The sequence below is a fragment of the Paenibacillus sp. FSL W7-1088 genome, assembly GCF_037969855.1.
Lineage (GTDB): Bacteria > Bacillota > Bacilli > Paenibacillales > Paenibacillaceae > Paenibacillus.
The window spans coordinates 6,325,615-6,347,829 of sequence record NZ_CP150216.1 but is presented as its reverse complement, the minus strand read 5'-3'; the positions used below and the strand labels follow the sequence as shown (position 1 = coordinate 6,347,829).

Below are 22,215 nucleotides of genomic sequence, written 5' to 3'. Positions count from 1 at the left end.
TTTTTGCTGTGAAGGTTGGTAAAATAAACTCTCGGGGGTGGAAAACATTTGAATTTACGTAAATGGTTTTTCCTATTTTGGTCAGCTTTGCTTATTGGGGCTGCAGGATCATTAGTGACGGGTCTAATTATGATGTTGGTTAATGGAGAAAAAACGAATGGGATGACCGATTTTTTAATTTATCTCCTGATCTTGTTTGGTTCCGGTATTATGATTAGCGTGTATTCGCAAATGGGTTTTTTCGCATACTTGATATTGAACTATATGGGCAAAGGTGTATTTTCGAAACGCAGTTGGCAGATTGTACAGATTGTTCTAACGGTTTTGGCATTGCTTGATGTCATGTTTTTACGTTTGTTTGTTGGTGGGGAACGGGAACGACTTTCCGATATTGTGCTTGGAATCATTATTTTGGCAGCTGGAATTGTTACCGCTTACGTAAAAGTGAAACAGACACATGTTTCGGCGCTGGTACCTACACTCTTTTTCATGGTGGCTGTTACCGTGGTGGAGACGATCGGTGTGTTGCGAATTGATGTAAATGCGGCTACCATCTTTATTGTGGTTCCACTGTTAATCTGTAATGCATACCAAATGCTGATATTGCACAGGCTGGTAGATGGGTCCATGGAGCAACGGGTGAGTGGGAAGACCGAGGTACAAGAAAGTCATGCGTAGCGATTATTTGAAAAAATAACGCCAAAAAGAGCTAACCTGGTTAGCTCTTTTCATTTATGGCGCTTCAGCACCTTTTTACAGGGCATGGGGAAGTTCAAAAGGTAGGTATGGAGTATTCCACTGCAATACCCTTAGTTTAACATTTACTGTACACTGGCTTGGTCGCGAACTTCCGTACCTTTGACACTTGAATGGTTAAGCAGCTCGGAAACCGTCACAAACTCATACCCTTGATTTTTTAACTTGTCGATTATGACGGGTAATGCTTCATGGGTTTGTTTCGAGGAATCACTGGCGTGCAGCAGCACAATGTCACCCGGATGTGCCTTGCTGACTACACGATCAACAATAGTCTGTACACCTGGGTTCTTCCAATCCTGCGAATCGGTGTCCCATTGGACTACTTGATAATTCAGACTGTTGGCAACCTGGAGAACACGTTTGTCAAAGTCGCCATTAGGCAGACGCAGCAATTTCGGTTCTTTTCCCGTTAAATCGGTTAAAATGCTATGAGCTGTCGAAATCTCCTTGCGGATCTCCTCTTCAGTTAGACTGCTGTAATTATCATGCTTGTGACCGTGGCTGCCGATTTCGTATCCTGCGTCTTTAATGGCTGTTACAATTTCGGGGTGTGTTTTACTCCAGGGGGAGGACAAGAAGAACGTTGCCTTCTGTACCTTATTATCTTGGAGGACCTTCAGAATAGGCTCTGTCCTTTTATCTCCCCAGCTAATGTCAAAGGTGAGTGCAATAACCTTCTTCTCGGTTGGAACGCTGTATACGGCGGATGGTGCATCCTCCGAGAATACAGAAATATTGCCGCTCTCCAGATAAATAATCCCGATAGCAAAGACGGCAGCAACCAGCACAATCAGGAAACGTTTGATTTTTTTGCCGCTAAATACATAGAACGAGTTCATTTCAATAAGCGCCCCTCTCCCATAAGAAATGCTTGTTTACTCTCCAATGTATGCTCGTACCTCGCAGTTATTCGTATCAGACGTTTGTTTGTCCAACATCTTGGTTTCACAGGAGGATATTATGTTAAAATTCAGTACATTTCTTAGAGCTTTAGGTTCCATTCGTGGTGCATTAATCTGGTCGATCGTATTGTTTGTTGTTGGAATAGGCACGGGATGGGTAAGTACAGGACCACTTGAGGATATATTGTTGAATCAGATCGGGGGACTGAGGGAGGTTAGTGAGCGGCTGGAGCAGGGGAGCAATGTGCAATGGAACTTCTTCCTCTTTATCTTTTTCAATAATGCCATCAAAAGTGTACTCGTAATCTATGCCGGTATTTTCTTTGGCATTCTGCCTGTCGTTTTCCTGCTAATCAATGGCATGGTTATCGGTTTTCTGGTACACACCACAATGAATTATGGGGCCAGCTTCTTTGATATTGTTGTGAAAGGACTACTTCCACATGGCATTATTGAGATTCCGGTAATTATTATCGCTTGTGCATTCGGTCTAAAGTTTGGTGGGTTGGTTCTTAAAAGTCTTGTTCAATTTGGCGGGGAGAAACGAAATACGATTGGCAGACACTGGAGTTCCTTTATGCGCACCACGGTAACTGCATCCTTCTGGATTGTTATTTTGCTTTTTGTTGCTGCGATTATCGAAAGTACACTTACCTACAGCCTCGTTCGTGGATAAATTTGTATGGGATGACATTCATAAATTTTCAGAAAGTTGACCATAACAATAAAACGGGTTTCAGTAGCAAGCACAAAAGGACAAACAAAGATGATCCTGGGTTTGCTACTAAAACCGGCGCTGTCCGATATATAGCCTGAATTAAAAGGGCACGAATATGACACACACTGGGACACGCCATTATCCATATGCAGAAAAAGGAGAACTCTAATGCTGGGTATGCTGTTTAACGAGAAGGAATGCAAGGAATTGGATTATGTATTGCGCAAAGAGCTCGATGAAATGTTGTTCGACTTAAGTGACAACCGTCTCGATCAAGAAATTAAATACGCCATTGCGAGTCGCTACAAGACTGTGTTCCGTATGTATGCACGCTTTGCGCCACCCAAAGAGCTATCCAAATATGCTAGAGGCGGTAAATTAAAAAAATCCAAGCCATAATGTTTTGGTTAGCGGGATACTAAAGTTCAATACTGAAGTTCACCATATAAGAGGTGCGGCCCGTAAGCGCTGTACCTCAGACACCATGAATCAGGAATAGGTAGAATAGGCGGCTTTGAAAAGGGATATGAAGCAATTTGTCGAAAAAGGGTTGACCTTTTTTGTTCAATATGATAAATTAATTTTCGTTCCTTTTTTAAGGAAAAGTTAACCGTAACAAGCGCTGGAATAAAGCGATTGAAAATAAATCGAAAAAAGTGCTTGCAAAGTAAACTTAAACATGATATATTATAAAAGTCGCCGCTGAAAATACGGTGACGAGGAAAATCGAGACAAATTGAATGTTTGATCTTTGAAAACTGAACAACGAGTGAGTAATGATCTTGCTTGCAAGATCGACGCTGAGAAATCGGTACAAGCCTTCGGGCTGTATGATTTCGAAGTAACAATGAGATTTTTAATCTCGTCAGTTTCAAAATGAGCTTATCGCTCTTTTCAATACTTTATTGGAGAGTTTGATCCTGGCTCAGGACGAACGCTGGCGGCATGCCTAATACATGCAAGTCGAGCGGACTTGATGAGAAGCTTGCTTCTCTGATGGTTAGCGGCGGACGGGTGAGTAACACGTAGGCAACCTGCCCTCAAGCTTGGGACAACTACCGGAAACGGTAGCTAATACCGAATAGTTGTTTTCTTCTCCTGAAGGAAACTGGAAAGACGGAGCAATCTGTCACTTGGGGATGGGCCTGCGGCGCATTAGCTAGTTGGTGGGGTAACGGCTCACCAAGGCGACGATGCGTAGCCGACCTGAGAGGGTGATCGGCCACACTGGGACTGAGACACGGCCCAGACTCCTACGGGAGGCAGCAGTAGGGAATCTTCCGCAATGGGCGAAAGCCTGACGGAGCAATGCCGCGTGAGTGATGAAGGTTTTCGGATCGTAAAGCTCTGTTGCCAGGGAAGAACGCTTGGGAGAGTAACTGCTCTCAAGGTGACGGTACCTGAGAAGAAAGCCCCGGCTAACTACGTGCCAGCAGCCGCGGTAATACGTAGGGGGCAAGCGTTGTCCGGAATTATTGGGCGTAAAGCGCGCGCAGGCGGTCATTTAAGTCTGGTGTTTAATCCCGGGGCTCAACCCCGGATCGCACTGGAAACTGGGTGACTTGAGTGCAGAAGAGGAGAGTGGAATTCCACGTGTAGCGGTGAAATGCGTAGATATGTGGAGGAACACCAGTGGCGAAGGCGACTCTCTGGGCTGTAACTGACGCTGAGGCGCGAAAGCGTGGGGAGCAAACAGGATTAGATACCCTGGTAGTCCACGCCGTAAACGATGAGTGCTAGGTGTTAGGGGTTTCGATACCCTTGGTGCCGAAGTTAACACATTAAGCACTCCGCCTGGGGAGTACGGTCGCAAGACTGAAACTCAAAGGAATTGACGGGGACCCGCACAAGCAGTGGAGTATGTGGTTTAATTCGAAGCAACGCGAAGAACCTTACCAGGTCTTGACATCCCTCTGACCGGTACAGAGATGTACCTTTCCTTCGGGACAGAGGAGACAGGTGGTGCATGGTTGTCGTCAGCTCGTGTCGTGAGATGTTGGGTTAAGTCCCGCAACGAGCGCAACCCTTGATCTTAGTTGCCAGCACTTCGGGTGGGCACTCTAAGGTGACTGCCGGTGACAAACCGGAGGAAGGTGGGGATGACGTCAAATCATCATGCCCCTTATGACCTGGGCTACACACGTACTACAATGGCCGGTACAACGGGCTGTGAAGCCGCGAGGTGGAACGAATCCTAAAAAGCCGGTCTCAGTTCGGATTGCAGGCTGCAACTCGCCTGCATGAAGTCGGAATTGCTAGTAATCGCGGATCAGCATGCCGCGGTGAATACGTTCCCGGGTCTTGTACACACCGCCCGTCACACCACGAGAGTTTATAACACCCGAAGTCGGTGGGGTAACCGCAAGGAGCCAGCCGCCGAAGGTGGGATAGATGATTGGGGTGAAGTCGTAACAAGGTAGCCGTATCGGAAGGTGCGGCTGGATCACCTCCTTTCTATGGAGAATCGTTTCCTGTAACGGAAACATTCAAATACAAAATCTAGCCAGGTCGGCTAGTTACTCACTCGTTGCTCAGTTTTGAGAGCTTAAACTCTCAAACGTTTGGTGGCGATAGCGAAGGGGTTCCACACGTTCCCATCCCGAACACGACCGTTAAGCCCTTCAGCGTCGATGGTACTTGGACCGCAGGGTCCTGGGAGAGTAGAACGCCGCCAAGCGTAAACCCATTACGGGTTTCAATATGATATATAATGTGGGCCCTTAGCTCAGTTGGTTAGAGCGCACCTCTGATAAGGGTGAGGCCGGTGGTTCGAGTCCACCAGGGCCCACCATGTATACCTTAAAAATCTAATATGGGGCCATAGCTCAGCTGGGAGAGCGCCTGCCTTGCAAGCAGGAGGTCAGCGGTTCGATCCCGCTTGGCTCCACCAACAAGATTTTACAAGCTTGTTCTTTGAAAACTAGATATCGAAACGAAATTTTGCGATTTAGAACATTCCTTTTTAAGCTGAACTTGTGTTAAAACAAGTTTCAATAAATAGTGAAAACTGCATTGCGATGGTATCGAATGGGAGTGACTTTTGGCTTTGCGTAAGCAAAACAAGGGAAGCGAGCAGTCGAAACCGGAGCAATTATGGTTAAGCTACTAAGAGCACACGGAGGATGCCTAGGCGCTAGGAGCCGATGAAGGACGTGGCGAACAACGAAACTGCCTCGGGGAGCTGTAAGCAAGCTTTGATCCGGGGGTGTCCGAATGGGGAAACCCAGCTGGGGTAATTTCCAGTTACTCATAACTGAATACATAGGTTATGTAGAGGCATACCAGGGGAACTGAAACATCTAAGTACCCTGAGGAAGAGAAAACAATAGTGATTCCGTCAGTAGCGGCGAGCGAACGCGGAGAAGCCCAAACCAGAGAGCTTGCTCTTTGGGGTTGTGGGACATCTCACATGGAGTTACAAAGGAGCCGGTTAAACGAAGAGGTCTGGAAAGGCCCGCCAAAGAAGGTAAAAGCCCTGTAGTTGAAAGTCTGCTCTCTCCGAGATGTATCCCGAGTAGTGCGGGGCACGTGAAACCCCGTATGAATCCGGCAGGACCATCTGCCAAGGCTAAATACTTCCTAGCGACCGATAGTGAAGCAGTACCGTGAGGGAAAGGTGAAAAGCACCCCGGAAGGGGAGTGAAATAGAACCTGAAACCGTGTGCTTACAAAAAGTCAGAGCCCGTTTTAGGGGTGATGGCGTGCCTTTTGTAGAATGAACCGGCGAGTTACGTTCCCGTGCAAGGTTAAGGTGAAGAGCCGGAGCCGCAGCGAAAGCGAGTCTGAATAGGGCGATGTAGTACGTGGACGTAGACCCGAAACCGGGTGATCTACCCCTGTCCAGGGTGAAGGTGCGGTAACACGCACTGGAGGCCCGAACCCACGCACGTTGAAAAGTGCGGGGATGAGGTGGGGGTAGCGGAGAAATTCCAATCGAACTCGGAGATAGCTGGTTCTCCCCGAAATAGCTTTAGGGCTAGCCTCGGAAAACAGAGTCGTGGAGGTAGAGCACTGATTGGGTGCGGGGCCCGCAAGGGTTACCAAGCTCAGTCAAACTCCGAATGCCATAGACTTACTTCCGGGAGTCAGACAGTGAGTGCTAAGATCCATTGTCAAAAGGGAAACAGCCCAGACCATCAGCTAAGGTCCCCAAGTGTGTGTTAAGTGGGAAAGGATGTGGAGTTGCACAGACAACCAGGATGTTGGCTTAGAAGCAGCCACCATTGAAAGAGTGCGTAATAGCTCACTGGTCGAGTGACTCTGCGCCGAAAATGTAACGGGGCTAAACACACCACCGAAGCTATGGCTTGATGCTTGCATCAGGGGTAGGGGAGCGTTGTATAAGGGTTGAAGGTGTACCGTAAGGAGCGCTGGACATTATACAAGTGAGAATGCCGGTATGAGTAACGAAAAGATCAGTGAGAATCTGATCCGCCGAAAGCCTAAGGGTTCCTGAGGAAGGCTCGTCCGCTCAGGGTAAGTCGGGACCTAAGGCGAGGCCGAAAGGCGTAGTCGAAGGACAACAGGTCGAAATTCCTGTACCACCGTAAGCCGTTATGAGCAATGGGGGGACGCAGCAGGGTAGTGACGCGGACTGATGGATGTCCGTCTAAGCAGTGAGGCTGATGTGTAGGCAAATCCGCACATCGTAAGGCTGGACTGTGATGGGGAGCGAAAATTATAGTAGCGAAGGTCATGATCTCACACTGCCAAGAAAAGCCTCTAGCCAGGTGATGGTGCCCGTACCGCAAACCGACACAGGTAGGCGAGAAGAGAATTCTAAGGCGCGCGGAAGAACTCTCGTTAAGGAACTCGGCAAAATGACCCCGTAACTTCGGGAGAAGGGGTGCCCCGGTAGTGTGAATAGCACGAGGGGGCCGCAGTGAAAAGGCCCAAGCGACTGTTTAGCAAAAACACAGGTCTGTGCGAAGCCGTAAGGCGAAGTATACGGGCTGACGCCTGCCCGGTGCTGGAAGGTTAAGGGGAGCGGTTAGGAGCAATCCGAAGCTGTGAACCGAAGCCCCAGTAAACGGCGGCCGTAACTATAACGGTCCTAAGGTAGCGAAATTCCTTGTCAGGTAAATTCTGACCCGCACGAATGGCGTAACGACTTGGGCGCTGTCTCAACGAGAGATCCGGTGAAATTTTAATACCTGTGAAGATGCAGGTTACCCGCGACAAGACGGAAAGACCCCATGGAGCTTTACTGCAGCTTGATATTGAATTTGGGTACGATCTGTACAGGATAGGTGGGAGCCTTTGAAGCGTGAGCGCCAGCTTGCGTGGAGGCACCGTTGGGATACCACCCTGATCGTATCTAGGTTCTAACCTGGTACCGTAATCCGGTGCGGGGACAGTGTCAGGTGGGCAGTTTGACTGGGGCGGTCGCCTCCTAAAGAGTAACGGAGGCGCCCAAAGGTTCCCTCAGAATGGTTGGAAATCATTCGAAGAGTGCAAAGGCATAAGGGAGCTTGACTGCGAGACCTACAAGTCGAGCAGGGACGAAAGTCGGGCTTAGTGATCCGGTGGTACCGCATGGAAGGGCCATCGCTCAACGGATAAAAGCTACCCTGGGGATAACAGGCTTATCTCCCCCAAGAGTCCACATCGACGGGGAGGTTTGGCACCTCGATGTCGGCTCATCGCATCCTGGGGCTGAAGTAGGTCCCAAGGGTTGGGCTGTTCGCCCATTAAAGCGGTACGCGAGCTGGGTTCAGAACGTCGTGAGACAGTTCGGTCCCTATCTGTCGTGGGCGTAGGAAATTTGAGAGGAGCTGTCCTTAGTACGAGAGGACCGGGATGGACGTACCGCTGGTGTACCAGTTGTTCCGCCAGGAGCACCGCTGGGTAGCTATGTACGGAAGGGATAAGCGCTGAAAGCATCTAAGCGTGAAGCCCCCCTCAAGATGAGATTTCCCAGTATGTAAGACCCCTTGAAGACGACGAGGTAGATAGGCTGGGGGTGGAAGTGCAGCAATGCATGGAGCTGACCAGTACTAATCGGTCGAGGGCTTATCCAAGATATGCAGGTTGTAAGTTGCAAATTTCGTTTCGGATCTAGTTTTCAGAGAATAAACTCTGAGATGTAAGCTAAGCTATGCGTTTGGTGGCGATGGCGGAGGGGTTCCACACGTACCCATCCCGAACACGACCGTTAAGCCCTCTAGCGCCGATGGTACTTGGACCGCAGGGTCCTGGGAGAGTAGGACGCCGCCAAGCGAACTCTTTCATCTTACATAGAAAACAGGCTCTGCATGTTAGCGTTGTATGATGAATTGCATTTGCCCTGCAAATGCATATTATTCCCTGATAGCTCAGTTGGTAGAGCACTCGACTGTTAATCGAGTTGTCACAGGTTCGAGCCCTGTTCGGGGAGCCATTTGCTCTCATAGCTCAGTAGGTAGAGTGCATCCATGGTAAGGATGAGGTCACCGGTTCGATCCCGGTTGAGAGCTTTGGAAATGGGGCCCGTTGGTCAAGGGGTTAAGACACCTCCCTTTCACGGAGGTAACAGGGGTTCGAATCCCCTACGGGTCATAGCTATATTTATTAGCTTAAAAAAGGGATGAGAATCCCAAAGGTTCGTCGGAGGATAAACTTCGTTAGCAATGGCTTCGCAGTCTCGAACGAAGTACGAGTATCCCCTACGGGTCATAGGATGGAGGCTTAGCTCAGCTGGGAGAGCATCTGCCTTACAAGCAGAGGGTCGGGGGTTCGATCCCCTCAGCCTCCACCACTTAACTTAATGGGGATTAGCCAAGCGGTAAGGCAACGGACTTTGACTCCGTCATGCATAGGTTCAAATCCTATATCCCCAGCCATTTTAATTTTTAGTTTGAGTCATTAGCTCAGTTGGTAGAGCACCTGACTTTTAATCAGGGTGTCGAAGGTTCGAGCCCTTCATGACTCACCATGATATGCGCGTGTGGCGGAATTGGCAGACGCACTAGACTTAGGATCTAGCGTCTTTGACGTGGGGGTTCAAGTCCCTCCACGCGCATCCTTTATAAGCGGACGTGGCTCAGCGGTAGAGCATCGCCTTGCCAAGGCGAGGGTCGCGGGTTCGATTCCCGTCGTCCGCTCCAATATTTTGCGCCCTTAGCTCAGCTGGATAGAGCGTTTGACTACGAATCAAAAGGCCGGGAGTTCGAATCTCTCAGGGCGCGCCATTATTTTCATAAGTATCGGGATGTAGCTCAGCTTGGTAGAGCACCTGGTTTGGGACCAGGGGGTCGCATGTTCAAATCGTGTCATCCCGATTTTTATTTGCGGGTGTAGTTCAATGGTAGAACTTTAGCCTTCCAAGCTAATAGCGTGGGTTCGATTCCCATCACCCGCTTCATGATTCATTGAAAAGCCTCTGTATACAGAGGCTTTTCTTTTATTTATTGAAACAACACCTCATTAAAATACCGATCTCCTCTATATTCAGATGATAAGTGCAATAATTCCTCGAACCTCTGCATTCATTTCTGCTAAAAGAAACAAAAAATTATAAATACACTCTTTAATTTATTGCGTCAGTGTGATAAAGTATACAAAAGCTTGCTTTGCCGGTCATGTTTCTTTATGTTTCGTCTGGTTTGTAACAATGGAAATCATGCAGATATGAATACATTCAGGTGCAATGAACATTACCAGTCTAACTGTATATTTATGAAAAATTAAGAATAGGTATGAGTTATTCGAGGTATGAAAAGTACGTGAAAAAGGTATCATGCGACAGCATTTGACCATTAATCGAAGCAGAACAAGAAAATGAATAATAAAGCGTGTTTTTGTGCTGTAAATCAGGGTAAATCCCCATTTTTACTAGTAGAAAAATAAAGATTTTCGTACCATTTTATTGTATGATGTTATGAAGGTGTCAAATTTACGTGTACGAATGGAACGATCAGATGGGAGGATAAGCATGACTGAAACTATGGTAACCGCCAGCAAAAGCCAATCCAACAACCTGCTTCGGCGAGACGTGCGGTTCCTGGGCAACATACTCGGAGAAGTTCTTGTCCATCAAGGAGGCACGGAGCTTCTCGATATCGTTGAGAAGATTCGGGAAACGAGCAAATCGTTGCGTGCAGAGTTCTTGCCAGAACTTTATGCAGAGTTCAAAACGATGATCCAGGAATTAGACTCGGAAAATCGCCATCAGGTGATTCGAGCTTTTGCGATTTATTTTCAATTAGTTAACATTGCTGAACAAAACCATCGGATCCGGCGTAAACGGGATTATGAACGTTCTGCAGGGGACGCTGTGCAGCCAGGATCGATTGAAAAAGCAGTACAAGATCTGAAGGAACGCGGATTGTCTCACACGGAAGTAGAGGATATTCTAGACGAGTTATCGCTGGAATTGGTGATGACAGCTCATCCAACCGAAGCCATGCGTCGGGTTATACTGGACATCCACAAACGGATATCCGAAGATGTCATGTCACTTGATAATCCTACGCTGACGTTGCGTGAACGTGAACAGTTGCGGGAGAAGCTGTTGAACGAAGTCATTACACTATGGCAGACTGATGAGCTTCGTGACCGTAAACCGACTGTGCTTGATGAAGTACGGAACGGAATGTATTACTTTCATGAAACGTTGTTCCATGTACTTCCGGATGTATACCAGGAGCTTGAACGCTGCCTGAATAAATTTTATCCTGACCATGACTGGCATGTGCCGACGTATTTGCGGTTCGGTTCCTGGATCGGTGGAGACCGGGATGGAAATCCTTCGGTAACTTCAGATGTAACATGGCAGACACTGTTAATGCAGCGTAAGCTCGCTTTACGTGAGTATCAACGGATTATGATTGAACTTATGGGACATCTCAGCTTCAGCACGAACATCATCCACGTATCGGATGAGCTGGTGCAGTCGATTGAGCAAGACCGTAGTTGTGTAACGTTGAAAAAAGTGGATATGTGGCGGAATGAAAAAGAGCCATATCGTATTAAATTGGCTTATATGATTGCCAAGCTGAACAATGTTCTGGATGAGAACAAAGTAGGACAGCCTGACCGCTATGACAGCGCTCAAGGACTGATGGATGATCTGATGATTATCGATCGCAGCCTGCGTCATCACTTTGCAGACTATGTAGCAGATACGACCATTCGCAAAATGATTCGTCAAGTGGAGCTGTTCGGTTTCCATACAGCTGCATTGGATGTGCGTCAGCATAGTAAAGAGCATGAAAATGCGATGTCGGAGATTTTGGCCAAAATGAACATCGTAGAAGATTATGCTCGTTTGACGGAAGATGGAAAAATCGATTTACTGGCTCGTTTGCTGGATGATCCTCGTCCACTGACTTCCCCTTATCATCAGTACACAGAGGGAACCAAAGAATGTCTGGATGTATTCCGTACGATCAAACGTGCTCAGAGCGAGTTTGGGACCGGTTGTATCACAAGCTACCTGATTAGTATGACCCAAGGAGCAAGTGATCTGCTTGAGGTTATGGTATTTGCCAAAGAAGTAGGTTTGTTCCGCAAAGAACATAACGGTGAAGTAATATCTACGCTTCAAGCGGTTCCACTGTTTGAAACGATTGATGATCTTCATGCCGCTTCGGAAATTATGGAGAAGCTGTTCAACCTTCCGGTATATCGCGCAAGTGTGAGCGGGCGGAATGAACTGCATGAAATCATGTTGGGCTACTCGGACAGCAACAAGGATGGCGGGGTTGTTACAGCCAACTGGGAGCTGCGTGTAGCGATGAATGCCATCACCGATGTTGGTAATAAACACGGCGTTAAGCTGAAGTTCTTCCATGGTAGAGGTGGGGCGCTCGGACGTGGAGGCATGCCTCTCAACCGCAGTATTCTTGCTCAACCACCACACACCATTGGTGGGGGGATCAAGATTACAGAGCAGGGTGAGGTCATCTCTTCCCGTTATTCCCTTCAGGGAATTGCATACCGCAGTCTTGAGCAGGCTACATCAGCTTTGATTACAGCTGCATTAAACGGTCTGGAGCCGCAAGAGTCGGCATCAGAGCGTCATTGGGATAGCATCATCAAAGATATTTCCGAAGTATCCCTGACCAAATACCAGGATCTTATTTTCCGTGATCCAGACTTCTTTACCTTCTTCAAGGAATCGACACCGCTGCCTGAGGTTGGGGAACTGAATATTGGTTCACGTCCATCCAAACGGAAAAACAGCGACAAGTTCGAGGATTTGAGAGCGATCCCTTGGGTATTTGCCTGGACCCAAAGTCGTTATCTGCTTCCCGCATGGTATGCGGCAGGAACGGGACTGCAAAGCTACTATCAGGATAAAGAAGAAAATCTGGTTGTCCTGAAAGAAATGTATGAAAACTTCCCATTCTTCCGTACACTAATTGATACGGTGCAGATGGCTGTTGCCAAAGCAGATCTGGTTATTGCGAAGGAATACTCAGCCATGACTTCCAATGAGGAAGCACGTGATCGCATCTATGGTCAGATTGAATCGGAATTCAAGCTCACCAAAGAGCTGATTCTGAAAATTACCGGAGAAGCTGAAATTCTGGATGATGTACCTGTAATTCAAGAGTCGATCCGACTGCGTAATCCGTATGTCGATCCTTTGTCCTACATGCAGGTCCAACTTCTGAGTGAGCTCAGAGACATGCGTGAGCGCGGCGAGGACGACACAGAGTTGCTGCGAGAAGTGTTGCTTACGATTAACGGCATTGCTGCAGGGCTTCGGAATACGGGCTGATCATTAACCTGCTTAACCATAAATGAAGTGAATTTTCCAGCCAAACAGATAGCAAAAAGCTTAATTCTCTCCTCAACTCGAGTGAGAGATGAAACGGGACTCCTTCGGGAGTTCCCGTTTTTACTGTTTTTGGCGGATATTTTCCGGCACAGTCTTGATTTTTGACCAAAGTTGATTTACGATTTGATTGGTGAATTACAAGTGTGGACGGGTATCAGAAGGCGGAAGACCCATCAGCATGTCTGGGGGAATAAGGGTGGACAATTTGGAGAACAGGCTTGTTAAGCTGGTACTGAAGGGTGACCAGCGGGCCTTTGCAGAAATCGTTGAATTATACAAGGACAAGCTGTTTCATCTGGCATACCGGATGCTGAACAATCGTCATGAAGCCGAAGACGTTGTACAGGAGACGTTTTTGCGTGTGTTTCGCAATATGGAAAAGTATGATCCGAATCAGAAGTTCTCAACCTGGATATACCGGATTGCAACCAATCTGTGTATTGACCGCTTACGGCGGAAAAAACCTTCTTATTCATTGGATGCAGAGCTGAATGATCAGGAAGGATCTGACGGTTATGCGATGCTTCCAAGCGATGATCGTACACCAGAGAGTGAAGCACTTTTGTCTGAAACACAGACACTAATCCGTGAAGCGATTGACAGTTTGCCGGCCAAGTATAAATCAGTCATGATTTTGAGATATTTACAGGACTTGTCGCTACAGGAAATCAGTGATGTGACAGGTATGCCCGTAACAACGATTAAAACTCGTGTTCATCGGGGTCGTGATTTTTTGCGTAAAAAACTGGAGTATAAGTTGTAAATGGTTAACGTCTTTATTTTGGGCGAAATTATTTGAAACATATCCGAAACGGATGCGTATGTAATGTATGCAAGTCTTATGCGTGCTTTTTGGCGATGCAAGGACTAAGTGATCTAAGAAAGGATTGGCTCTCATATGGATTGCAACTCGGCCGTCTCTTTAATGCATGAATGTTTGGATGAGTCGTTGTCCCCGGCCCAGAAGGTTGAACTGAAAAGTCACCTTGTGACCTGTCCGGATTGTCGCATGCGCTTTAAAGAGTTGGAACAGACGGAAATGCTACTCTTTGCCATGAAACACTATTCACCGTCTGCCTCGGATGAGCTGACCAATCGAATTATGAATGCTCTGCCCCAGCCCAAGAGACAGCAAGTATGGCTCAAATGGGTCAAAGGACATCCCGCGCTGACGGCGGCAGCCTTCTTTTTGGTCGTGATGCTCTTTAGCGCCTGGAATTTCTGGAATCAGAATAACGAAATGGTCGTTAAGGGAAATAATCTGGACCAGATCGTGATTGAAGGAAACACGGTTATTGTTCCGGAGGGCAAGTCCATTGCTGGCGATCTTACGATAGAGAATGGAACTGCTCAGGTATACGGTGATGTAAATGGCAATCTAACGGTCATCGACGGACAGTTGTTTCAGGCCTCAACGGCACATATTTCCGGTCAGGTGAAAAGTATTGATCAGGCGCTGGACTGGTTCTGGTACAAAATAACCAATATGGTAAATGAAGTGGCTTATCGCTAAAACAGGGTGAATTCTTCAATGGTATATACCAAGCAGGGTACCTCCAGATTGCTGGGGTACTCTTTTTTTATCTGATGAATTTGTAATTTATGGGATTTGTGTTGTTTCTGCGCAGTTTGTGACTCCCGTAACTTGCAACCTGAACGTTAACGTTATAACCTAGATACTAAAGAGAACATACTACTACATATAGATAAGCTTTTTGCATAAATCCAAAGAGCGTCTTTTAATCAGCAAAATATAGATCGAAATGATTCTATACGTCTATACGCTGGTTGGATCGGAGGCTGCTTCTTGGCCAACTTTTGTACTTGAGGACGAGCCTGAATGGATCATGCAAATGCGAAAAAAAAGGATTATTTAAATCCTAATGGGTTAATATGAGAGCAGGGTTTACTCATCAATGGGGATAGCGGGGGCTGGCTTATGAACTATTTTGCTGACTTAACGTGGAAAGAGTCCATTAAGGACGTTATCGATATATTGATCGTTACCTATATTATGTACAAATTGATTTTGCTTGTGCGGGGTACCCGTGCGGTTCAGCTGCTCAAAGGTATTTTGTTCCTTGTGGTGATCTGGGCACTAAGTACGTGGCTAAACCTCTATACACTCAAATGGCTGATGAACCAGATGTTTACGTTTGGTGTCGTTGCGGTCTTTATTATTTTTCAACCGGAACTGCGTCGTGGTCTGGAGCAATTGGGTCGTGGCAAGCTGTTTGGACGCTCGGCAGCAGCAAGTGATGAAGAATTAACGGTGTTAATTGGTGAGATTATTAAGTCCGTAAATTATTTGTCACGGCGTAAAATTGGTGCATTGGTTGTATTCGAACGGGAAACGGGTCTGAACGATTACACAGAGTCCGGCATCCAGATGCAATCACTGGTCAGCTCAGAGCTGATGATTAACATTTTTATTCCGAATACACCGCTCCATGATGGAGCCGTCATTATACAGGGCAAACAGATTTCGGCGGCAGCCTGTTATTTGCCTTTGTCCGAGAATCCGTTTATTAGTAAAGAGTTAGGAACGCGTCACCGTGCAGCAATCGGGATTACCGAGGTTGCGGATGCGATCTGTTTGGTTGTTTCGGAGGAGACAGGACAAGTGTCGCTTGCGATGAATGGACAGGTTGTTCGTGATATTAAGGAAGAATCACTGATCGCCAAACTATACGAAGAATTGCGTCCAACATCCAATCTAACTAAAAAGAATGGTTGGACTACCTTCTGGAAACGGAAGGGGGGACGTAAAAATGGATAAATGGTTCAACAACAACAATTTTGCCAAGATTCTTGCCCTGGCGGTGAGTTTGTTGCTCTGGTTCATGATACATCTGGATGAAGTACCAACTACGCCAACAATCTCGACGGGGACGACCAATAAGGTTGTGGAGCGCACTGTGCCCGTTCAGCCTTATGGACTCGACAGTAACTCCTACGTGCTCACTTCATTAAGTACGGATGAGGTCCGTCTGGAGATTAAAGGGCAGCGTTCAATGTTAACTTCGATTTTTACGAATGATGATTATAAAGTGCTAGTGGATCTTAGTCAGGTGAAGGATGGATCCAATACACTGCCACTGGTGCCTGATCTGCCTTCCGGGGTTGAGGTAGTCAGCATGGAGCCTTCCATGGTTACGGTCAACGTGGAAAAATTGGGCACCAAATCGTTTAATGTGAATATTGTACCCGAAGGAGAACCATCCGCCGGATACAACGCTGGAACGCCCGTTGTTGAGCCTTCAGGTCCAGTTAAGGTAACTCTGCCGGAAGGGCAGCTTGACGCCGTAGCGAAGGTTCAGGGCAGTGTGAGCGTGAAGGATGCGAAGGATGATGTGACGCAGAAAAAAGTGAAGCTTCAGGCGTATGATGCGGAAGGCAAGGTCATTGAAAATGCGATTGTTACACCAGAAACCGTAGAAGTCCGTATTCCGGTCAGTCAGCCCTATACAACTGTGCCCTTAAGAATCAAATATTCGGGACAGCTGCCGGAGGGAATGGTGCTCTCCACGGTTGAGCCAAGCGTGAAAGAAGTCTCGGTTTACGGAACTGAGGATGCGCTTGCGGGTATACAGTCCTACGACCAAGTAACCCTTGATCTTACACAGTTCGATGAGGCAGGGACGTCGACAGTTAACGTGGACTTGACGCCGCCTCCCGGTTTTGAGAAAATCGAGCCTAGTTCGATTCAGCTTAAGGTGACGGTATCGCCTTACGATGAGCTTCAGGAGACGACCAAAGTCTTTTCGAACGTACCTATCACGCTTGCTGGTGCGGGGAACGGGCTGGAAGGGGCACTGGTTACTCCCAAAAGTGGTGGCTTGAATATTACGCTTAGAGGATCTTCAACGATGCTTGAAGGTCTAAGTAGTGATGATATCAAGTTGACTGCGGATCTTGCTGGACTTGCGGTAGGAACGCATGAAATAAAGCTTGAGGCTGACTTGCCTCGTTTTGCCAAACTGGATGAGTCATCAGTTGATCTTAGTGCTACCGTCAAAATCAGCGAAAAGGCTGATGATACAACGGTTGCTCCCGGCGAAGATCCGAACGATGAAGGGACTGTGGGGCCTGAGCCTTCACCAGCCGAAGTCGAGAATGGAGATACCGAAACTGCTCCTGGAGAAGAAGAAACAGAATCGAATACGGACAATCAGGAGCAGAGCCAGCAGGGGAATAACAGTCGAGGTAACTCTAATAACAGCGGCAGCAGTAATAATGGCTCCAATCCGTAAAAGAACATGTTCAATTCAGAAATTTAAAAATAACGTTTATGCTCTTATATGATGCGAATAGAAGGAGTTAGATCATGGGGAAATATTTTGGTACAGACGGCGTAAGAGGTGTTGCCAATAAAGAGTTGACGGCGGAGCTGGCTTACAGCATCGGGCGTTGTGGTGGTTATGTGCTTGCAGGCGGTGTGGAAAGACCAAAAGTGGTTATCGGTATGGATACCCGAATCTCGGGGCTTATGCTGGAATCCGCACTGGTTGCAGGTTTGCTGTCCATTGGCGCCGATGTAATTCGTCTGGGCGTTGTATCCACTCCTGGAGTGGCGTATATTGCTCGTCTGCTGAAAGCCGATGCAGGGGTAATGATCTCGGCTTCCCACAATCCGGTTGAGGATAATGGAATCAAATTTTTTGGGGGAGATGGCTTCAAACTCTCGGATGAGACGGAGAACCGGATCGAAGAACTGATGGATGCAGAAACGGATCAATTGCCGCGCCCTGTAGGTGGTGGTTTGGGTACCGTTACTGTGGATGAAGAATCCCGTTATCGTTATTTGGACTATCTGAAAACTACGGTAAATGAATCGTTCTCAGGACTCAAAATTGTTCTGGACTGCGCTAACGGAGCAGCTTATGAGCTTGCACCCAAATTGTTCAGAGAACTTGGTGCAGAAGTCATTGCCATTGGCGCTGAGCCTAACGGCCTGAATATCAATGAGCAATGCGGGTCAACTCACCCGGAGCATTTGAAGCAAGAGGTGCTGAAACATAAAGCTGATCTGGGCCTTGCTTTTGACGGGGATGCGGATCGTCTGATTGCGATTGATGAGACAGGCGCTGAGGTCGATGGTGACTTTATTCTGTGTATCTGCGGTGATGCGATGAATCGTGCAGGCAAGCTGAAAGACAGTACCGTGGTATCTACCGTAATGAGTAACATCGGATTCTACAAAGCAACGGAGAAGCTGGCACTGAAAACAGCAAAGACTGCCGTGGGTGACCGTTATGTGATGGAAGAAATGCGCCGTGGGGGTTATAACCTGGGTGGAGAGCAATCCGGACATGTTATTTTCCTGGATTACAATACAACAGGCGATGGCATGCTGACAGCGATCCAGCTCGTGGACACGATGAAGGCTTCTGGTAAAAAACTGAGTGAACTTAAGGCGCTGATGACCCAGTACCCACAAGTATTGGTGAACGTGCGTGTTGAAGATAAGAGCAAATACGAGGGCAATTCTGCGATTGAGCAGGCGATTGCTACAGTGGAGCAGCATCTGGGCGATAATGGACGTGTACTTGTACGTGCGTCCGGGACTGAATCCCTGATCCGCGTTATGGCGGAAGGACCAGACAAGGATGAACTTGAACAATTCGTATCTCAAATTGCAGATGTTGTGCAAAAAGAACTGGTATAGGACCTGATCGATACGCCTTCCAAACACAGTTGTTTCAAGGGAATCACTGTCTCATAAGGTTTAATCTAACAGGGTTTATGCCATACAAACCCATATTCCTACGTCCCGGCCTAGTGAGACCATGGGTCTGTTTATACGGTCGGGATTGTGGGTAAATATGCCGAAATTGTCACAGGTACTTTGCTCCATTGCAAAATGAACCTAACGTGCATATAATGAGTGGAGTCGTCATTCAGACACAGAAAGTGAGGATCGTAAGGTATTAGTTACACAAGCGCCAGAGCTTGAAGTTGCGCGGGAAGGATTTTGATCGGTATGAATCTTGAAACAATGAAGATGATACTGAGCAAGATCGACGGCAATCAAGCTGACGAGGTGGAGGTGTTCGGATTGTTCGGCGGGGACCTCCCGGTGATGCACCAGAGCCGTAAATCGGATTGCGGAAAATGGATGGGTGACTGTCCACACAACGCGCCGGTAGGTGCAGAGTCAACTAAAATTCAAATGAATGTGCGCGAAGAGCGTGAACAGTGCGCGGACGGGAAAATGATGTACATTCATGATTGCATCTAATAACAGCTTATGACTGCGGGGCGGCAAGAGGCTGCTCTGATCATTGATAATTGAATAATTGAAAGTTTTCATGATACGTTAGGCAATCATTTTCATTTTTCCGATAGGCCGTGCCAGCCTGTTTCTCTTCGTGACACAGTATTCATATACAATCGGAGGAAATAAACTATGTGCGGTATTGTTGGATATATTGGTAATAAGAACACTCAATCGGTATTGGTCGAAGGATTGAAGAAACTTGAGTATCGTGGTTATGATTCTGCAGGTATCGCGGTATTCACACCGGAAGGTCTGCAAATCACGAAAGCTCTTGGTCGTCTTGCGAACCTTGAAGCCAAGCTGGATGGTGCACCACTGGTAGGTAATGCCGGAATTGGACACACACGTTGGGCAACTCACGGTAAACCATCGGATGAGAACTCTCATCCACACACGGATGGAAGCCAGAAGTTCTCTGTTGTGCATAACGGTATTATTGAGAACTATCTGGATCTGAAAGACGAACTGATCGCTCAAGGTCACACATTCACTTCGGAGACAGATACTGAGGTTATCTCTCACCTGATCGCACGTGAATACAATGGTGATATCGTTAAAACAGTGCAAAAAGTGATCACGTTGTTGCGGGGCGCATTCGCACTGGGTGTATTGACAGAGCATGAGCCTGAAAAGCTCGTAGCTGTGCGTCAAGCAAGCCCACTTATTATCGGTATTGGTGAAGGCGAGAACTTTATCGGTTCTGATATCCCGGCAATTCTGGAACATACACGCAATGTGTACATTCTGAATGACGGTGAGATGGCTGTTTTGACACATGATGCTGTCGAATTGATGACGATTGAAGGCAACTTTATTTCTCGGGAAATGATTCGTGTCGATTGGGATGCTGTAACCGCAGAAAAAGGCGGATTTGAGCACTTCATGCTGAAAGAAATTCATGAGCAACCAAAAGCATACCGTGATACAATGCTGGGTCGCATCGACAATGAAGGCAAAAAAGTTCAACTTCCTGAGTTGAAAATGACCGAAGAGCAAATTAAAAATATCCGTAACGTTCAAATCATCGCTTGTGGTACAGCGTACCATGCAGGTCTGGTTGGACGTACTGTCATCGAGCAATTGGTACGTATTCCGGTTGAAACGGATGTTGCTTCCGAATACCGCTATCGTTCCCCGATCGTAAGTAAAGATACACTTGTGATCGTGGTGAGCCAATCTGGTGAAACGGCTGATACACTTGCTGCACTGCGCGAAGCACAGTCAAATGGTGCACATGTACTCGCAATTACTAACGTTGTAGGCAGCTCCATTGCACGTGATGCGGACGATGTGATTGCAACACTGGCAGGACCTGAAATTGCAGTAGCTTCCACTAAAGCGTACACTTCTCAATTGATCGCTTTCAACCTGCTGGGTCTGTACCTGGCACAAGTTCGCGGCACACAAACAGCAGAAGAGATTGCTCACACGCTGGCAGCAATGCAAGCATTGCCTGAGCAAGTAGAATCCATGCTGGAGCAAGCGGAAGCCATTAAAGGTTATGCAGAGCAAATCTCCAAACATGAACACCTCTTCTTTATCGGCCGCGGTCTGGATTATGCAGTAGCACAAGAAGGATCGTTGAAACTGAAAGAGATTTCTTATATTCACTCCGAAGCGTATGCTGCGGGTGAGTTGAAACATGGTACGCTCGCATTGATCGAAGAAGGTATCCCTGTCATTGCTTTGGCAACACAGGAGAACGTTCTGGAGAAAACCGTGAGCAACATTAAAGAGGTAAAAGCACGTGGTGCAGACGTACTGGCAATTACGTACGAAGAGCACGTAGCACCATTGCTGAAATCCGTTGACCAAGCGTTTGCAATTCCTAAGACGCTGCCATTGCTTAGCCCGGCTTTGTCTGTGGTTGCATTGCAATTGCTTGCATACTACGCTTCGCTGGCACTGGGTCACGATGTGGATAAACCACGTAACCTGGCGAAAAGTGTAACGGTAGAGTAAGGGGTTAATCTTTAAGCTTAATGCCGTGTTCATGTTCAGAAAGCAATATCAAGGAGTCCTGATGACTAAATGTCATCAGGACTTTTTTTAATTTGAGGAGGTATTCATTTGTGCACTATTGGCACATGCACAAGAGTATGCAAGATACAATATTACAGCCAATGTATGTCACGAGGCATCGTGCAGACAGAGGGAACGCAAAATCTATTACTGCTTCAATCCCATTGGGCAGAATTGGAGAAACAATGGACATTGCAAAAGTAGCGTTATTATAAGCAGCCTTTAATAAGTAGAACTTGTGTTGTTCAAGCTGGACATCATGTTATCTTGACCCCAACCTACAATCGATTCAATTAAAGGAACTAATTTCATTCCCGAAGGGGTAAGCGAATACTCCACTCTTGGTGGGACTTCATTAAATTGCTCCCTGTGGACAATCCCATAATCTATTAATTCCTTTAAACAATTGGTGAGCATGGTACTCGTAATTCCATGAAGTCTTCTCTTCAGTTCATTATATCTGATCGTTTCATTTTCACTTAGGATTGCCAGGATTGGCAAGTTCCATTTCCCTCCGATTACATGGAAAGCGTAGGTCGCGGGGCACATTTTTTTTAAATCAAAGTCGTATTTCATCAGGTTTCCTCCATTAGTATACTTTTTAATGCTTAGTATGAAAAACAATTGTACTTGTTGAAGTTATTCTAAGTATTATAATCATACTATACAAAGGTAATTCACCAAAGACCCCTTTTGATAAAATCATAAAAAGAAAAATGACCAAATGCTTGATCAAGTAGTTGTATGGTCTGGTGCATTGAAACTTTGA

13 protein-coding genes, 13 tRNA genes and 4 rRNA genes are annotated in these 22,215 nt (G+C 46.9%); 28 read left to right on the top strand and 2 right to left on the bottom strand.

Annotated elements, in window-relative coordinates; translation table 11 throughout:
* Positions 1–48: 48 nt before the first annotated feature.
* A complete protein-coding gene (locus tag MKY42_RS28730) occupies positions 49–678 on the top strand; it encodes a KinB-signaling pathway activation protein (RefSeq protein WP_090905306.1) in 630 nt (209 codons plus the stop codon).
* Positions 679–821: 143 nt separating this feature from the next.
* Here the strand turns inward: MKY42_RS28730 and pdaB are convergent, their stop codons facing one another.
* Positions 822–1,598: a polysaccharide deacetylase family sporulation protein PdaB gene (gene pdaB, locus MKY42_RS28725; protein WP_090905308.1), complete on the bottom strand. Its 777-nt coding sequence runs from the start codon at positions 1,596–1,598 to the stop codon at positions 822–824.
* 121 nt (positions 1,599–1,719) lie between these two features.
* On the opposite strand from pdaB, the gene MKY42_RS28720 reads away from it, so the two are divergent.
* From MKY42_RS28720 to glmS, 27 genes are all read left to right on the top strand, one after another.
* Positions 1,720–2,337, top strand: a complete 618-nt coding sequence (locus MKY42_RS28720) for a stage II sporulation protein M (protein ID WP_090905310.1) — start codon at positions 1,720–1,722, stop codon at positions 2,335–2,337.
* A gap of 210 nt (positions 2,338–2,547) precedes the next feature.
* Positions 2,548–2,778: a hypothetical protein gene (locus tag MKY42_RS28715; protein WP_017692114.1), complete on the top strand. Its 231-nt coding sequence runs from the start codon at positions 2,548–2,550 to the stop codon at positions 2,776–2,778.
* A gap of 503 nt (positions 2,779–3,281) precedes the next feature.
* Positions 3,282–4,833, top strand: a 16S ribosomal RNA gene (locus MKY42_RS28710).
* Between the two features lie 106 nt (positions 4,834–4,939).
* Positions 4,940–5,056 (top strand): 5S ribosomal RNA (gene rrf, locus MKY42_RS28705).
* Between the two features lie 37 nt (positions 5,057–5,093).
* Positions 5,094–5,170 (top strand) — tRNA-Ile (locus MKY42_RS28700).
* Between the two features lie 23 nt (positions 5,171–5,193).
* Positions 5,194–5,269 (top strand) — tRNA-Ala (locus tag MKY42_RS28695).
* A gap of 205 nt (positions 5,270–5,474) precedes the next feature.
* Positions 5,475–8,399, top strand: a 23S ribosomal RNA gene (locus MKY42_RS28690).
* A gap of 82 nt (positions 8,400–8,481) precedes the next feature.
* Positions 8,482–8,598 (top strand): 5S ribosomal RNA (gene rrf, locus MKY42_RS28685).
* Together the 16S, 23S and 5S rRNA genes with 13 tRNA genes alongside form the textbook arrangement of a ribosomal RNA operon.
* Positions 8,599–8,682: 84 nt before the next feature.
* Positions 8,683–8,758: transfer RNA gene (locus tag MKY42_RS28680), tRNA-Asn, on the top strand.
* Positions 8,759–8,761: 3 nt separating this feature from the next.
* Positions 8,762–8,834 (top strand) — tRNA-Thr (locus MKY42_RS28675).
* A gap of 10 nt (positions 8,835–8,844) precedes the next feature.
* Positions 8,845–8,916: transfer RNA gene (locus MKY42_RS28670), tRNA-Glu, on the top strand.
* Positions 8,917–9,039: 123 nt separating this feature from the next.
* Positions 9,040–9,115: transfer RNA gene (locus MKY42_RS28665), tRNA-Val, on the top strand.
* 10 nt (positions 9,116–9,125) lie between these two features.
* Positions 9,126–9,200: transfer RNA gene (locus MKY42_RS28660), tRNA-Gln, on the top strand.
* A gap of 16 nt (positions 9,201–9,216) precedes the next feature.
* A tRNA-Lys gene (locus MKY42_RS28655) sits at positions 9,217–9,292 on the top strand.
* Between the two features lie 6 nt (positions 9,293–9,298).
* A tRNA-Leu gene (locus MKY42_RS28650) sits at positions 9,299–9,379 on the top strand.
* 10 nt (positions 9,380–9,389) lie between these two features.
* Positions 9,390–9,464 (top strand) — tRNA-Gly (locus MKY42_RS28645).
* A gap of 7 nt (positions 9,465–9,471) precedes the next feature.
* Positions 9,472–9,548, top strand: a tRNA-Arg gene (locus MKY42_RS28640).
* Positions 9,549–9,564: 16 nt separating this feature from the next.
* Positions 9,565–9,638, top strand: a tRNA-Pro gene (locus MKY42_RS28635).
* A gap of 9 nt (positions 9,639–9,647) precedes the next feature.
* Positions 9,648–9,718 (top strand) — tRNA-Gly (locus MKY42_RS28630).
* Between the two features lie 573 nt (positions 9,719–10,291).
* Positions 10,292–13,084 carry a phosphoenolpyruvate carboxylase gene (ppc, locus tag MKY42_RS28625; RefSeq protein WP_339846511.1) on the top strand — a complete coding sequence of 931 codons (2,793 nt, stop codon included), beginning with the start codon at positions 10,292–10,294 and terminating at the stop codon, positions 13,082–13,084.
* 256 nt (positions 13,085–13,340) lie between these two features.
* Entirely contained in the window at positions 13,341–13,907 is a 567-nt protein-coding gene (sigW, locus tag MKY42_RS28620; protein ID WP_017692117.1) for an RNA polymerase sigma factor SigW, read from the top strand.
* A 135-nt stretch (positions 13,908–14,042) separates the two neighbouring features.
* Positions 14,043–14,657 carry a zf-HC2 domain-containing protein gene (locus MKY42_RS28615; protein ID WP_090904592.1) on the top strand — a complete coding sequence of 205 codons (615 nt, stop codon included), beginning with the start codon at positions 14,043–14,045 and terminating at the stop codon, positions 14,655–14,657.
* Between the two features lie 426 nt (positions 14,658–15,083).
* Positions 15,084–15,923 carry a diadenylate cyclase CdaA gene (gene cdaA / locus MKY42_RS28610; protein WP_063567044.1) on the top strand — a complete coding sequence of 280 codons (840 nt, stop codon included), beginning with the start codon at positions 15,084–15,086 and terminating at the stop codon, positions 15,921–15,923.
* Complete coding sequence (locus MKY42_RS28605) at positions 15,916–17,397, top strand: CdaR family protein (RefSeq protein ID WP_177185903.1); 1,482 nt, start codon at positions 15,916–15,918, stop codon at positions 17,395–17,397. Before cdaA ends, MKY42_RS28605 begins: the two co-directional genes overlap by 8 nt.
* 74 nt (positions 17,398–17,471) lie before the next feature.
* Positions 17,472–18,812 carry a phosphoglucosamine mutase gene (glmM, locus tag MKY42_RS28600; protein WP_090904594.1) on the top strand — a complete coding sequence of 447 codons (1,341 nt, stop codon included), beginning with the start codon at positions 17,472–17,474 and terminating at the stop codon, positions 18,810–18,812.
* A 315-nt stretch (positions 18,813–19,127) separates the two neighbouring features.
* Positions 19,128–19,385, top strand: coding sequence for a hypothetical protein (locus tag MKY42_RS28595; protein ID WP_090904595.1), 258 nt, complete (start codon positions 19,128–19,130; stop codon positions 19,383–19,385).
* 168 nt (positions 19,386–19,553) lie between these two features.
* Positions 19,554–21,386, top strand: a complete 1,833-nt coding sequence (gene glmS, locus MKY42_RS28590) for a glutamine--fructose-6-phosphate transaminase (isomerizing) (RefSeq protein WP_179262885.1) — start codon at positions 19,554–19,556, stop codon at positions 21,384–21,386.
* Positions 21,387–21,668: 282 nt separating this feature from the next.
* Here the strand turns inward: glmS and MKY42_RS28585 are convergent, their stop codons facing one another.
* Entirely contained in the window at positions 21,669–22,022 is a 354-nt protein-coding gene (locus MKY42_RS28585; protein WP_090904597.1) for a helix-turn-helix domain-containing protein, read from the bottom strand.
* Positions 22,023–22,215: the final 193 nt, after the last annotated feature.

Excerpts from the sequence above, each read along its gene's own strand:
- MKY42_RS28605 (WP_177185903.1), top strand. The coding sequence starts at position 15,916 with ATGGATAAATGGTTCAACAACAACAATTTTGCCAAGATTCTTGCCCTG.
- ppc (WP_339846511.1), top strand. The coding sequence starts at position 10,292 with ATGACTGAAACTATGGTAACCGCCAGCAAAAGCCAATCCAACAACCTG.
- glmS (WP_179262885.1), top strand. The coding sequence starts at position 19,554 with ATGTGCGGTATTGTTGGATATATTGGTAATAAGAACACTCAATCGGTA.
- MKY42_RS28720 (WP_090905310.1), top strand. The coding sequence starts at position 1,720 with ATGTTAAAATTCAGTACATTTCTTAGAGCTTTAGGTTCCATTCGTGGT.
- MKY42_RS28585 (WP_090904597.1), bottom strand. The coding sequence starts at position 22,022 with ATGAAATACGACTTTGATTTAAAAAAAATGTGCCCCGCGACCTACGCT.
- pdaB (WP_090905308.1), bottom strand. The coding sequence starts at position 1,598 with ATGAACTCGTTCTATGTATTTAGCGGCAAAAAAATCAAACGTTTCCTG.
- cdaA (WP_063567044.1), top strand. The coding sequence starts at position 15,084 with ATGAACTATTTTGCTGACTTAACGTGGAAAGAGTCCATTAAGGACGTT.
- MKY42_RS28595 (WP_090904595.1), top strand. The coding sequence starts at position 19,128 with ATGAATCTTGAAACAATGAAGATGATACTGAGCAAGATCGACGGCAAT.
- MKY42_RS28715 (WP_017692114.1), top strand. The coding sequence starts at position 2,548 with ATGCTGGGTATGCTGTTTAACGAGAAGGAATGCAAGGAATTGGATTAT.
- glmM (WP_090904594.1), top strand. The coding sequence starts at position 17,472 with ATGGGGAAATATTTTGGTACAGACGGCGTAAGAGGTGTTGCCAATAAA.
- MKY42_RS28615 (WP_090904592.1), top strand. The coding sequence starts at position 14,043 with ATGGATTGCAACTCGGCCGTCTCTTTAATGCATGAATGTTTGGATGAG.